Genomic DNA, 13,807 nt, shown 5'->3' with positions numbered 1-13,807 from the left:
CTACTCGCCCGGGCGCGCGGACACCTCGTGCACCAGCGCGACCACCCGGGTCAGCACGTCCGGATCGGTCTCCGGCAGGACGCCGTGACCGAGGTTGAACACGTGGCCGGGGGTCGCCCGCCCCTCGGCGAGGATCCGCCGCACCTCCGCCTCGACCACCGGCCACGGGGCGAACAGCACACACGGGTCGAGGTTGCCCTGCACGGCCTTGTCGGCGCCGATCCGGCGGGACGCGACGTCCAGCGGCGTACGCCAGTCGACGCCGACCACGTCCGCGCCGGCCTCGCCCATCGCGGGCAGCAGCTCGGCGGTGCCCACCCCGAAGTGGATCCGGGGCACCCCCGCGTCGACCAGCCCGGCCAGCACCTTCGTCGAGTGCGGCAGCACGTAGCGCCGGTAGTCGGCCTCGGACAGCGCCCCGGCCCACGAGTCGAACAGCTGCACCGCCGACACCCCGGCCTCGACCTGCACCCGCAGGAACGCCAGCGTCACCTCGGCCAGCCGGGCGCACAGGGCGTGCCACAGCTCCGGCTCGCCGTACATCAGGGCCTTGGTCTTGGCGTGGGTCCGCGACGGCCCGCCCTCGACCAGGTAGCTGGCCAGCGTGAACGGGGCACCGGCGAAGCCGATCAGCGGGGTGTCGCCCAGCTCGGCGACGAGCAGCCGCACCGCCTCGTCGACGTAGGAGACGTCGGCGCGGGTGATGGGCCGGATCCGCTCGACGTCGGCGAGGGTGCGCACCGGCTCGGCGACCACCGGCCCGGTGCCCGCGACGATGTCCAGCTCCACCCCGGCGGCAGCCACCGGCACCACGATGTCGCTGAACAGGATCGCCGCGTCGACCCCGTGCCGGCGTACCGGCTGGAGGGTGATCTCGGCGACCAGCTCGGGCCGGCGGCAGGACTCCAGCATCCCCACGTTCTTGCGGATCTCGCGGTATTCGGGGAGGGAGCGGCCGGCCTGGCGCATGAACCAGACCGGGGTGTGCGGGCCGGGCTCGCGCCGGCAGGCCCGGACGAACGGCGACCCGCCCGTCCCGCTGCGGCGGGGTTCTCCGTCTCGGGCGGCGGTGCCCGTCGTCTCGGTGCTCATCGCGGCTATCGTGCCACGCCCCCGGACCCCCTCCCCCACCCCCGCCGCCTTTTGTGACGTGTAAGGAAGGGCCCCCTGTCAACGCATCCGGTAGCGAGGGGTTCCCCGCTCACCATCCACCGTTCGCGGCACCCGCGAGGGCCGCCGCCGCAGGCCGTCGGCGTGCCGTTCCGGCGGCCGGGCGGCGGGCGGCATAGGCTGCCGGCATGGCCCCCCCGATCGCGCTCCCGGAGACCTTTGCCCGCGCGGTCGCCGGGCTGCGGTCGGCCGCGCCCCGATCGGAGATCGTCCTGGAGGAGGTCGGCGCGCCGCAACGCCTCGCGCCGTACGCCTTCGCGCTCTCCGCGACGGTGCTGCGCGACGACGACGAGGTGGCCACGGGGCGGCTGATCCTGTTGCACGACCCCGCCGGGCACGAGGCGTGGCAGGGCACCCTGCGGCTGGTCACCTACGTCACGGCGGAGCTGGAGATCGACCTTGCCGCCGACCCGCTGCTGCCCGGCGTGGGCTGGACCTGGCTGACCGACGCGCTGGACGCGCAGGACGCCCCGCACCGGGCCATCGGGGGCACGATCACCCAGACCATGTCGACCCGGTTCGGCGACCTCGCCGGGCCGCCGGCCGCCGCCGACGTCGAGATCCGGGCCTCGTGGACCCCGCTCGGCGAGGACCTGACCCCGCACCTGATGGCCTGGTGCACCCTGCTCGCCTCGACGGCGGGCCTCCCCCCGCCCGGGGTGACCGCCCTGCCGGACCGCCGCCCGGCCGGCGCCGCCTGACCCAACACCCGCCGCACGACGCCCGCCGCAGATCTTGGAAGATTTCGGCCCCTGGAGGGGCCGTTTCGCTCCAAGATCCCCGGGTGCCGGGCCCGGCGCAGCCCAGCCCCGCCCGTCGTGGCGTGGGCGGGGCGGGGTCGGGTGACTTCCTGCCTGCGCGCTGTCAGAGGTAGTTCTCGGCCTCGTCGCAGACCTTGTTCATGCCCTCGGTGGCCTTGTCGTACGCGGCCTTGTTGTTCGCCGCCGCGGCCGTCAACGCACTGGTGAGCTTGTCCAGGCAGGTGGCGATGACCTTCTTCTGCCGGGCCTGCTCGTCCCGGTCGTTCCGGGTGCCGGTGAGGTCCTGCTCGGTGTTGGAGAGCTTGTCCCGCACGGCCTGCAGGTCGGTCTTGAGCTTCTCGATCTCGGTCTTGTTCGCCGCGATCGTGCCGTCCCGCTCGCTGACCTGGCCGGTCAGCCGCTTCTCGGTGCGGTCCAGCTCGCTGCTCTTGGTCACGTAGAGGCCGGTCATCACGCCGCCGAGGACGAAGAGCAGCCCGGCCACCACGGCCAGGACCAGCACCTTGCGCCCGCCCTGACGGGCGGCCGGCGCCGGGGCGCCGTAGGGCGGCGTCGTGCCGGGCGGGCCGTAGGACGGCGTCGCGCCCGGCTGGCCGTAGGGCGGCATCGCGCCCGGCGGACCGGACATCGGCTGGCCGAAGGCCGGGCCCGAGGCGGGCGGCACCGACATCGGCTGGCCGAACGCTGGCGACGGCTGCCCCGGCCCGGAAACCGGCGGATGCCCGGCACCGGAAACCGGCGGGTATCCGGCACCAGAGACCGGCGGGTATCCGGCACCGGAAACCGGTGGCGTCGACACCGGCGCGGCGAACGGCTGCGTCGGCTGCGGCTGCGGCGCGCTCTGCTGGACCGGGGCGAACTGCTGGGTCGGCTCCGCCGCCGGCTGCGGCGCCCCGTACTGACCCGGGGCGAACGGCTGCGTCGGCTGGGTCGGCTGTGTTGGCTGCGGCGCGCCCTGCTGGACCGGGCCGAACTGCTGGGTCGGCTCCGCCGCCGGCTGCGGCGTCCCGTACTGACCCGGGGCGAACTGCCGGGTGGGCTCCGCCGGCTGGCCCGTCGGGTCGTACTGCGGAGGCACGGGCTGGCCGGGGCCGCCCGGCGGCGGATACGGCGGCTGGCTCCCCGGCCCGGTCGGTGGCTGCGACATTCTTCTCTTCCTCCAGGTGGGGCGGCCCGTGGCCGGGGCCGCGACGAACCGGCTGGTACGGGACGGACGGCGCGGAGCGGCCGAAGTCAGCAGATCCGGAAGCCGTCGCAGGCGACCTTGATGGGTACGGCGAGGCCGATGCCCTCGGCGTCGCGGGCCTTGGCGGTGGCGATGCCTACCACCTGCTTCTGGCCGTTGATGACCGGGCCACCGGAGTTGCCGGGGTTGATCGGCGCGTCGAACTGGATGACCGGGCCCGAGCCCTGGCCTGCCTCGCGGAAGGCGCTGACCACGCCGGTGGTGACGCTGTCCTGCAGGCCGAGCGGGGCGCCGACGACGACGATCTGCTGGCCGGGCTTGACCGCGGCGGGCGCCGTCACCAGCCCGGTGAACTTGCTGGTGGTGCGCAGCTGGGCGATGTCGTTGACCTCGTCGACCTTGACGATGGTGGCCGGGTAGCGCTGGTCGGTGCGTTCGAGGAAGACCTCCCGGCCGCCGCCGACCCAGACCGACTCGACCACGTGGAAGTTGGTGAACAGGTTGGTGCCGCCGCCGGTGTCGGGCTTGCCGACCGCGAAGGCGGTGCCGGTGAACTGCCCGGCCCGGACCCGGAAGACGCTGGGCAGGACGGCGGTGGCCACCGCCTCCGGGTTGAACTGCGCCCCGGCCTGCTTCTCCAGGGCCTGCGCCCGCTGCTCCAGGCCGTCGAGCCGGGCGCCGTCGCCGCTCTGCGCGGTGGCCAGCCGCTGGTCGGTGTCGGCCAGCCGGTCGGAGAGCCGACTGATCTGGTACGCCTGCACGCCGCTCACCACGGCCAGGACCAGGGCGAGCCCGAACGCGACGAACGTCAGCGCCCTGCCCCGGGGACGCGGGGTGGCCCCGCCGGCCGGGGCGGACGCGGGCCAGGCCGGCCCGGGGGCCGGGGACGCCCCGCCGAGCGGGTACGCCGGGCCGGGGACCACGGGCGACGGCGGCGCGGCGGCGTACCCGGCCGGGGGCTGCTGGCCGGCGGCGGACGACTGCTGCGGGGCGGCGGCGGGTGACTGCTGCGGGACGGCCGGCTGCTGCTGCGGGACGGGCCAGCCGGCGGGCGCGGGACCGGACCACTGGCCGGGCGCGGCGGGCTGGGCGGGCGGGGGCGACGAGCCGGGCCAGTGACCGGGCGACGCGGCCTGACCGGCGGGCGGGTGGCCGCCTCCGGCCGGCGGGTAGGAGCCTGCGGCCTGCGGATAGACGGCGGCGCTGCCGCGGTGCGGGTCGAGCCGGGGCGGGTCCATGCGGGGCGGCAGCGGGCCGGGACGGGTGTCGCCGGCCGGGGTCGCGGCGGCGGGCGGCTCGCCCACCGGCGGCTCGGCGGGTCGCGCCGGGGCGGCCCAACTCCCGCCCGAGCCGTCGCCGGGCCCCTGCCCCGGGCCCGTCGCACCGTACCCAGCCGTCGTCATCGTCACGTCCTCCCCGTCGCCGCCCTGGTGCCCGCCGACGTCGGTTCCGTCCCGGGCGGCGGCCCGAAGGAACGTACCCGCGCCGCCGCGCTTTGTCTTCCCCGATGTCCGACCCTGGCATGCCGGGTCAAGTAGCCGACGCCGACCCACACCGCGCGACGCCGACACACACCGCACCCGGCTGCGCGCGCCGGATCGCCGCGCGCACTAGGGTTGTCAGGTGACCGACGAACCACCCCTGCGCCGTCGGGCCGCCGAAAGCCGTACGGGAAACGAGCCGCACCAACCGCCGTCGGCCGCGCCGGAGCCGGTGGACGCGGGGCCCGAACCGACCGTCGACGGGCCCGTGCCCCTGACCGCCCCCCGCGAGGGGACACCCGAGCCGGTGACGACCGAGGCCGGGCTGGCCGAGGTCGTGGCCCGCTTCGCCGCCGGCACCGGCCCGGTCGCCCTGGACGCCGAACGCGCCTCCGGCTACCGCTACAGCCAGCGGGCATATCTGGTGCAGTTGCGCCGGGCGGGGGCCGGCACCGCGCTGATCGACCCGCTGCCGCTGCCCGACCTGAGCAGCCTGGACCTGGCCATCGCCGACGCCGAGTGGGTGCTGCACGCCGCCAGCCAGGACCTGACCTGCCTGGCCGAGGTGGGGCTGCGCCCGCGCCGGCTGTTCGACACGGAACTGGCCGCCCGGCTGGCGGGATTCGAGCGGGTCGGGCTGGCCGCGCTGACCGAGCAGCTACTCGGCTTCAGCCTGGAGAAGCACCACTCGGCGGCGGACTGGTCGAGCCGGCCGCTGCCGGAGTCGTGGCTCACGTACGCCGCGCTGGACGTGGAGATGCTGACCGACCTGCGTGACGTGCTCGACGCGGAGCTGGCCCGCCAGGGCAAGTCGGCGTGGGCGGCGGAGGAGTTCGCCGCGCTGGTGCGCAGCGTCGACCGCCCGCCCCGGGTCCGGGCGGAGCCGTGGCGGCGCACCTCCGGCATCCACCGGGTGCGCGGGGCGCGCGCCCAGGCGCGGATCCGGGCCCTCTGGTACGCCCGCGACCAGATCGCCGCCCGCCGGGACGCCGCGCCGGGCCGGGTCCTGCCGGACTCGGCGATCGTGGCGGCCGCCGAGTTGGACCCGAAGGACGAGAAGACGCTGCTGACCCTGCCGGGCTTCGGCGGCCGGTCGGTGCGCCGGTTGGCCCGCACCTGGCTGGCGGCGCTGGACGACGCCCGGGGGCTGCCCGACGACGCGTTGCCGGTGACCCCGGTGGTGGAGGGGCCGCCCCCGCCGCACCGCTGGGCGGAGCGGGATCCGGTGGCGGCGGGCCGGCTGGCCCGGTGCCGGGAGGTGGTGGTCCGGATCGCGGGCGAGCACGCCCTGCCGCCGGAGAACCTGATCGCCCCGGATTCGATCCGCCGGCTCGCCTGGACCCCGCCGGAGGAGGTGACCGAGGCGACGGTCGCCGAGACGCTGCGCGGCTTCGGGGCGCGCGAGTGGCAGCTCTCGCTGCTGGTGCCCGACCTGACCGCCGCGCTGGCGGGTCCGGCCCCGGCGGCCTGACGCGGCGACCTGACCCGGCAGCCGGGACCGGCGGCCGCCTGACGCGTGGCCCCGGGGCCGGCGGCGGTCGCGGATCGGCGGTGCCGCCGCCCCGCGCCGGACGCCGCGTCGGTGTGGGGTGGGCCACACGGGGGGTGGTGTCGACGATGGTTACTGGCGAGTAGCATCCGAGGGACCACGCCCGTGCCGCGATCCTCGTTCGGTCCGTGGTGCCGCTGGTCGGCGACGTGGCCGAGTCAGGGTCGAAAAGGAGGCTCAAGTGCCCCGTGAAGTCCGCGATGTCGTCTTCGTCGACGGCGTCCGCACCCCGTTCGGCAAGGCGGGTGGCATGTACGCCAACACCCGCGCCGACGACCTGGTGATCCGCTGCATCCGCGAGCTGCTGCGCCGCAACCCGCAGCTGCCACCGGAGCGGGTCGAGGAGGTCGCCATCGCCGCCACCACCCAGATCGGCGACCAGGGCCTCACCATCGGCCGCACCGCCGCCCTGCTGGCCGGCCTGCCGAAGACCGTCCCGGGCTTCGCCATCGACCGGATGTGCGCCGGGGCGATGACCGCCGTCACCACCGTGGCCGGGGGCATCGCCATGGGCGCGTACGACGTGGCGATCGCCGGCGGCGTCGAGCACATGGGCCGGCACCCGATGGGCGAGGGCGTCGACCCCAACCCGCGGATCGTCGCGGAGAAGCTGGTCGACCCGTCCGCCCTGGTCATGGGGGCCACGGCGGAGAACCTGCACGACCGGGTGCCGCACATCACCAAGGAGCGCACGGACGCGTTCGCGCTCGCCTCGCAGCAGAAGACCGCGAAGGCGTACGCCAACGGCAAGCTCCAGGGCGACCTGGTGCCGATGGCGATCCGCGACGACGAGGGCGGCTGGGGCCTGGCCACGGTCGACGAGGCGCCCCGCGACACCTCGCTGGAGAAGCTCGCCACCCTCAAGACCCCGTTCCGCCCGCACGGCAAGGTCACCGCGGGCAACGCGGCCGGCCTGAACGACGGCGCCACCGCGAGCCTGCTCGCCGCCGAGGACACCGCCCGCGAGCTGGGCCTCCCGGTCGCCATGCGGCTGGTGTCGTACGGGTTCGTCGGCGTCGAGCCCGAGGTGATGGGCGTCGGGCCGATCCCGTCGACGGAGAAGGCGCTGCGCATCGCCGGCCTGAGCATCGACGACATCGGCCTGTTCGAGCTGAACGAGGCGTTCGCCGTGCAGGTGCTCGCCTTCCTCGACCACTTCGGCATCGCCGACGACGACCCCCGGGTCAACCCGTGGGGCGGCGCGATCGCCATCGGTCACCCGCTCGCGTCCTCCGGGGTGCGGCTGATGACGCAGCTCGCCCGGCAGTTCGCCGAGCACCCCGAGGTCCGCTACGGCCTCACCGCCATGTGCATCGGCATCGGCATGGGCGGCACGGTCATCTGGGAGAACCCGCACTGGGAGGGCAACAAGTGAGCGCGCTCGCCGCACCGAACGAGGTGGTCACCCGGGCGCTGCTGCGCCAGGTGAACGTGCCGGGGCTGGCCCGCCCGGCCGCCCTGATCACCCTCGACAACGGATTCGACCACACCAAGCCGAACAGCTTCGGCCCGGGCGGCCTGACCAGCCTCGACGAGGCGATCACCGCCGCCCTCGCGGCGGACCCGGCGTTCGTCGCGGTCACCGGCAAGCCGTACATCTTCTGTGTCGGCGCCGACATCACCAGCCTGCCGCAGCTCGCCGACCGGGAGCAGGCCCTGGAGATCGGCCGGCTCGGCCACCGGGTCTTCGCCCGGCTGAAGGACAGCACGGTCCCGACGTTCGCGTTCGTCAACGGCGCGGCGATGGGCGGCGGCCTGGAGCTGGCGCTGCACTGCCACTACCGGACGCTGTCCGGCGGGGCGTCGGCCCTGGCGCTGCCGGAGGTCTCGCTCGGCCTGATCCCCGGCTGGGGCGGCACCCAGCTCCTGCCGCACCTGATCGGCATCCCGGCCGCCACCCAGGTGATCCTGCAGAACCCGCTGATGCAGAACAAGATGCTCAAGCCGAAGCATGCCGCCGAGCTGGGCATCGCCGACGTGCTGCTGGAGCCGGCCGACTTCCTGGAGCGGTCCCTGCAGTGGGCGGCCGGCGTGGTGCGCGGCGAGATCACCGTGACCCGGCCCGAGGTCGACAGGGACATGTGGGCGGGCGTGCTCTACTTCGCCCGGCAGACCCTCGATGCGCGGCTGCACGGCGCGGTCCCCGCCGCGTACAAGGCGCTGGACCTGCTGGAGACGGCGAAGGACGCCGACTTCGCGGCCGGCACCGCCGCCGAGGACGAGGCCCTCGCCGACCTGATCTTCTCCGAGGAGCTGCGCAGCGGGCTCTACGCGTTCGACCTGGTGCAGCGGCGGGCCAAGCGGCCGGCCGGCGCGCCCGACAGGGGCCTGGCCCGGCCGGTGAACAAGGTGGGCATCGTCGGCGCCGGCCTGATGGCCAGCCAGCTCGCGCTGCTGTTCGCCCGCCGCCTCCAGGTGCCGGTCGTCATGACCGACCTCGACCAGGGCCGCGTCGACAAGGGCGTGGGCTACGTGCACACCCAGATCGAGAAGGCCGTCAGCAAGGGCCGGATGGACAAGGGCACGGCCGCCAAGCTGTACGGGCTGGTCAGCGGCTCGGTCGACAAGGCCGCGTTCGCCGACGCCGACTTCGTCATCGAGGCCGTGTTCGAGGACCTGGACGTCAAGAAGCAGGTCTGGGCCGAGCTGGAGAAGATCGTCTCCCCGGAGGCGGTGCTCGCCACGAACACGTCCAGCCTGTCGGTCACCGCGATGGCCGCCGAGCTGGAGCACCCGGAGCGGGTGGTCGGCTTCCACTTCTTCAACCCGGTCGCGGTGCTGCCGCTGCTGGAGATCGTCCGGGGCGAGCGCACCGACGACGCCACCCTGGCCACCGCGTTCGCGGTCGGCAAGCAGCTGAAGAAGTCGAGCGTGCTGGTGTCCGACGCCCCGGCGTTCGTGGTGAACAGGCTGCTCACCCGCTTCCTCGGCACCGTCTTCGCCGCCGTCGACGCCGGCACCCCGCTGGACGTGGCGAACGCCGCGCTGGACCCGCTGGGCCTGCCGATGCGCCCGCTCGCCCTGCTCCAGCTGGTCGGCCCGGCCGTGGCGTACCACGTGGGCGGCACCCTGCACGGCGCGTTCCCGGACCGGTTCGCCGTGAGCGAGAACCTGCGCCGGATCGCCGAGTCGGGTCAGCCGATCGTGGTCGACGACGAGATCAACGCCGACGTCGCCAAGCTGCTGGTCGTCGGCGACGAGCCCCTGACCGCCGAGCAGGTGCGGCGCAACGCGCTCGACGCGCTGGCGCAGGAGGTGCGGCTGATGCTCGACGAGGGCGTCGTCGCCGAGGCGCAGGACATCGACCTGTGCCTGATCCTCGGCGCGGGGTGGCCGTTCCACCTGGGCGGCGTCACGCCGTACCTGGACCGGACGGGCACCAGCGAGCGGGTGACCGGCCGGCGGTTCCTGCCGCCCGGCGTGGCCAGCCTGCCCGCCTGATCCTCCCCGCTCCCCCGCGATCGTCGTTCACCTCACCTTCGCCCCGGCGGGGTCGGCGGCTGTCGGTGGGTCTGGCTACGATCACCGCTCCTGATCAACTAACTGGAGCTGAATCGACATGTCCCAGCCGTCGGGCAACCCCTATCCGCAGCAGCCCTACGGGGAGCAGCCCGCCCCGCAGCAGCCGGGCGGCTACCCGCCGCCGGCCGGCCAGCCCTACGGCGAGCCGTCCGCCGCGCCGCTGCCGCCGAAGAAGTCCAAGGCCGGCAAGATCGTGCTCATCGTCCTGGCCGTGGTGCTCGTGCTCTGCCTCGGCGGCGCGGCGATCACCTGGTTCGCCGTCAAGGACGAGGTCGGCGACGTGGTCGACGCCACCAACACCCGGGTCACCGCCCCGGCCACCCTCGCCGGCCGCAAGCAGGTCACCGACCCGGAGCTGACGAAGCTGTCGGACGAGCTGGTCGCCGACATGAAGTCGACCGTGCAGAACGAGACCAGCACCGCCGGGGCGTTCTACGGCGACGCAACGAAGCAGGACCTCGTGATGGTCGCGGCGGCGTCGGGCGTGCTGGCGGACCCGAAGAAGGAGCTGGACGACGCGATCGCCGGCCTCAAGACCCAGCTGACCGTCCAGGAGATGACCGCGACCGAGCCGGGCCCGCTCGGCGGCGAGGCGCGCTGCGGCGACGGCAAGACCGCGGGCATGCCGCTGGGCGTCTGCGTCTGGGCCGACCGGGGCAGCCTCGGCATGATCGTGGTGTTCTTCAAGTCCGCCAAGGAGGCGGAGGCAGAGTTCGTCACAATGCGCGGCCAGATCGAGCAGCGCTCCTGACCATCAGGCGACCGGGCCCCTCACGCGAGGCGGCCCAGGCATGACCGGGCCGGGCCCCCGCGCGGTGCGCGGGGGCCCGGCCCGTTACCGGGGCTAGGCCGACGCGGCCCGCTCGGCGGCGCTGCGCAGCACGCAGAACTCGTTGCCCTCCGGGTCGGCGAGCACCACCCAGCCGGTGCCGTCCGGCCGCCGCTGGTCGTCGACCTGGGTCGCGCCGAGGGCGAGCAGCCGCTCGACCTCGGCGTCGCGGGACCGGTCGGCCGGCTCCAGGCACAGGTGGACCCGGTTCTTCACCGTCTTGCCCTCCGGCACCTGGAGGAACAGCACGGTCTCCCCGTCGGCGGTGAGCACCATCGCCTCCGGGTCGCCGGGGTGGTCGTCGGGCTGCCGCCCGGTGCCGAACACCTGCGCCCAGAACCCGGCCAGGGCGTAGGTGTCGTGACAGTCGATGCTGATGTTCCTGATCCGTGCGCTCACGGTCGCCTCCGTGGTGGAGTGGGCGCCCCGCGGGATCGACAGAGGTCAGCGGCGGGTGGAGCGGGGCGCGGGACTGGTCGTGGTGGACATCAACCGCACCTCCCTCCGGCCGTCGGGCTGACGGGGACGATCCTGGCACGCCACCGGCCGCCCCGCAACGCCGTTTCCGCCGGGACGCGCGGCGGGGCCCGGTCGACGCGTACCCCGGAAAGGGCACCGGCCCGGCGCCGCGCGAACGCGGAGCCGGGCCGGGGTGCCCCCGTGGTGCGGCGGGGGTCTACGGGCCGACGAAGACGGCCTTGGCGCGCCAGTTGACCCCGTCGACGGCGGGGCCGCTGACGGTGGTGAACGCGCCGGTGGGCACGCCGCCGGCCCACGCGGTGGAGGCCAGCGCGCCGGTCGAGCGGCTGACCCGGTAGAGGGTGCCGCCGGCGAGGAAGATCGACCCGGTGTCGGCGAACCCGGTCACCCCCGCGACGGTGAACTTGTCGGCGCCGACCGCGCCGCTGTCCGGGGTGAACCAGCGCCAGAACAGACCGTTCTGGCCGGCGAGGGTGTAGTAGAGCCGGCCGTCGGTGTAGAGCATGCCGGTGACGTTGGCGATCTCCGGGTAGAAGTTGGTGGTGACCCCGGCGTACGTCTGCCCGGCCGGGCCGGAGTCGGTCTCCACCGTGTCCCAGTAGGCGTCGTGGTACGGGTCGACGAGGCTCGGCGTGCCGAAGGTCGTCCCGTCGAAGGTGCGCCGCTGGAGCGCGCCGCCCATCCCGTAGAACAGGGTGCCGCCGACCCAGAACGCGCCCTTCGCCTCCGACCAGTCCGTGTCGTCGGGGTTGGCGACCGGGGTGGCCGCGCCGACCGTGGTCGCCCCGTCGTACGAGCGGGCCTGCACCTCGTCGCCGGTGCCGGCGGGCGGCGGGCCGGTCTTGACGATCTCGATGGCGTTGACGAGCGGGTTCTCCACCACGTGCCCGAAGTCGATGTCGACGTTGCCGTCGCTGACGATCGTGAACGCCCGCATGGTGCCGGTGTCGTGTCCCGGCGTGACCGCGAGGTCGAGGTCGTTCAGGACGAGCGTGCCGTCCAGGGTCACGTCGAAGACCCGCTTGCCGGGGGTGCCGGTGCCGGCGTACCGGTTGGCCAGGTAGAGCCGGACGGTGACCTCGGTGCCGGCGGGCACCGGGAAGTCCCACTGCATCTCCGGGGCGCCGGTGCCGTCCCACCGCTCGGTGCTGTAGAGCGCGGCCGGGGTGCCGGCCGGGACGGTCCCGTCGAGGTTGGGCACGACCCCGTAGCTCGCGGCGCTGCTGCCGGTGTTGTGGTACGGGCTGGGCGCGTCGGCGGTGTCGGCGCTCCAGTCCGGCCCGTTGTCGGTCGACGCGACGGCGGGGCCGGCGGCGTTGACCCGGTACAGCACGTTCGTCGGCACCGGCACGCCGGCCTGGTAGACCGTGCCGGGCAGGCCGGCCGTGGTGGTCGGGTGCGGGGCCTTGCCGCCGGTCAGCGGGAAGAACGCGATCCGCTCCCGCCGGTACTGGAAGTTGCCGATCCAGGACTGGTCGGAGCCCAGCCAGATGCCCTGCGGGGTGACCAGCATCTCGGCCACGCCGTAACCGCGCGGGTGCCGGCCCGGGTTCCACGACAGCGGCAGCCCGTTGCGCGGGTCGAGGGCGGCGATGCTGGCCCGGCCGATGGCCCCGGCCTGCGCGCTGTCGCCGCCGAAGGTGTTGTTGAGCCAGCGCAGGTGCCCGCCGACGTAGACGGCCTGCTCGCTGATGCCGACCGAGAGGAAGGTGTCGCCGCCGGAGTAGTTCACCCAGGTGGGCTGCTGGGCGTCGCCGGTCGCGGCGGCCTCCCAGCGGGCGGCGGTGTCGCAGAGCGACCCGCTGTACTGGCCGCCGGTGGTGACCACCACGAAGTAGCTGCCGTCCGGGGCGAAGGCCACGTCCCGCATGTACGAGTCGAACGCCTTCCACGAGCAGCGCGGGGTGTACCGGCTGGTGTTCCAGTCGGCGACGGTCGCGGCGGTCGCACCGAGGTCCAGCCGCACGATCTGGTCGTGCAGCACCCCGTCGGCCTTCTTGAAGTTGCCGATCACGACGAGTTGGGTGCCGTCCGGGGAGAGCGCGAGCTTCTCCGCGCCGACGCCGGCCTTGGACCCGCTCACCCCGTCGTAGTTGTGGTTCTCGGTGAGCGTGGTGGTCAGGTAGCTGTCCAGCGCGCCGGTGGTGGCGTTGAGCGAGGCGAGGCCGCCGCGCGGGTTGGCGTTGCCGGCGGTGGTGAAGATGCCGCCGACGAGCAGCCGGTCGCCGACCAGGGCGACGTCGTCGACGAGGCCGTTGAACGCCGGCCCGGCGAAGCTGGTCACGGTGGCCCCGGTGGCGACGTTGACCAGCGCCAGCTTGCGCCGGGTCACCCCGTTGACCGTGTTGAACTTGCCGGCCAGGTAGACCGTGCCGGCGGTCGGGCCGGCCGCCACCGCGTTCACCTCGTTGTCGACGACCGGCACGAAGGCGGTGTCCACCGCGCCGGTGGCCTTGTCGAAGGCGAGCACGTAGTTGCGGGTGATGTCCACGTCCGAGTTGCGGTTCTGCACCGTGGTGAACGAGCCCGCCGCGATGATCTTCGTGCCGGCGTCGTGGATGGCGAACACGGTGCCGTCCACGATGTCCGGCGACGCCGTGGACGGGACGGCGGAGACCACCTTGTCGTGGTCGGGCGCGGCGCTCGCCGGGCTGCCGGCGACGAGACCGGCGGCGGTCAGCGCGATCGCGGCGAGGACCGCCGGGGCGCGGCGGGTCAGGGACGAGGAACGAATCACGGGCAACTCCCGGAGCACGTGCGGACGGAGGTGCGGCTCACAGCCGGGCCGCCGGGGACGGCCGGCTCGGCGGCGCGCACCACGTGAGGCAT

The 13,807-nt window shown here is 74.5% G+C and carries 10 protein-coding genes; 5 read left to right on the top strand and 5 right to left on the bottom strand.

The annotated features are described in order from the left end of the window. The gene (gene hemE, locus LPU61_RS04430) at positions 1–1,092 is read right to left on the bottom strand and encodes a uroporphyrinogen decarboxylase (RefSeq protein ID WP_229404195.1); all 1,092 of its coding nucleotides are present in this window, start codon (positions 1,090–1,092) and stop codon (positions 1–3) included. Between the two features lie 206 nt (positions 1,093–1,298). Between hemE and LPU61_RS04425 the strand changes: the two genes are divergently transcribed. Beyond that, positions 1,299–1,871, top strand: a complete 573-nt coding sequence (locus tag LPU61_RS04425) for a DUF3000 domain-containing protein (RefSeq protein WP_229404194.1) — start codon at positions 1,299–1,301, stop codon at positions 1,869–1,871. Positions 1,872–2,034: 163 nt separating this feature from the next. Here LPU61_RS04425 and LPU61_RS04420 read toward each other — a convergent pair whose 3' ends face one another. Both LPU61_RS04420 and LPU61_RS04415 read right to left on the bottom strand, forming a co-directional pair. Continuing rightward, positions 2,035–3,078, bottom strand: coding sequence for a hypothetical protein (locus LPU61_RS04420; RefSeq protein ID WP_229404193.1), 1,044 nt, complete (start codon positions 3,076–3,078; stop codon positions 2,035–2,037). Between the two features lie 86 nt (positions 3,079–3,164). Next, entirely contained in the window at positions 3,165–4,355 is a 1,191-nt protein-coding gene (locus LPU61_RS04415) for a S1C family serine protease (protein ID WP_229404561.1), read from the bottom strand. A 385-nt stretch (positions 4,356–4,740) separates the two neighbouring features. Between LPU61_RS04415 and LPU61_RS04410 the strand changes: the two genes are divergently transcribed. The 4 genes from LPU61_RS04410 to LPU61_RS04395 all read left to right on the top strand — a co-directional run bounded on the left by LPU61_RS04410 (position 4,741) and on the right by LPU61_RS04395 (position 10,420). After that, the gene (locus LPU61_RS04410) at positions 4,741–6,069 is read left to right on the top strand and encodes a ribonuclease D (protein WP_043962534.1); all 1,329 of its coding nucleotides are present in this window, start codon (positions 4,741–4,743) and stop codon (positions 6,067–6,069) included. Positions 6,070–6,328: 259 nt separating this feature from the next. Beyond that, the gene (locus tag LPU61_RS04405) at positions 6,329–7,522 is read left to right on the top strand and encodes a thiolase family protein (RefSeq protein ID WP_229404192.1); all 1,194 of its coding nucleotides are present in this window, start codon (positions 6,329–6,331) and stop codon (positions 7,520–7,522) included. After that, on the top strand, positions 7,519–9,588 hold the full coding sequence (locus tag LPU61_RS04400; RefSeq protein ID WP_229404191.1) for a 3-hydroxyacyl-CoA dehydrogenase NAD-binding domain-containing protein: 2,070 nt from the start codon (positions 7,519–7,521) through the stop codon (positions 9,586–9,588). Before LPU61_RS04405 ends, LPU61_RS04400 begins: the two co-directional genes overlap by 4 nt. 118 nt (positions 9,589–9,706) lie before the next feature. Next, positions 9,707–10,420, top strand: a complete 714-nt coding sequence (locus tag LPU61_RS04395; protein ID WP_043962531.1) for a hypothetical protein — start codon at positions 9,707–9,709, stop codon at positions 10,418–10,420. A 93-nt stretch (positions 10,421–10,513) separates the two neighbouring features. On the opposite strand, the gene LPU61_RS04390 is transcribed toward LPU61_RS04395, so the two are convergent. Further along, complete coding sequence (locus LPU61_RS04390; protein ID WP_043962530.1) at positions 10,514–10,897, bottom strand: VOC family protein; 384 nt, start codon at positions 10,895–10,897, stop codon at positions 10,514–10,516. A 277-nt stretch (positions 10,898–11,174) separates the two neighbouring features. Then, complete coding sequence (locus LPU61_RS04385; protein WP_229404190.1) at positions 11,175–13,715, bottom strand: malectin domain-containing carbohydrate-binding protein; 2,541 nt, start codon at positions 13,713–13,715, stop codon at positions 11,175–11,177. Positions 13,716–13,807: the final 92 nt, after the last annotated feature.

This window comes from Micromonospora sp. NBRC 110038 (genome assembly GCF_020884815.1).
Taxonomy (GTDB): Bacteria; Actinomycetota; Actinomycetes; order Mycobacteriales; family Micromonosporaceae; genus Micromonospora; species Micromonospora haikouensis.
This window is presented reverse-complemented; position numbering and strand designations above follow the sequence as displayed.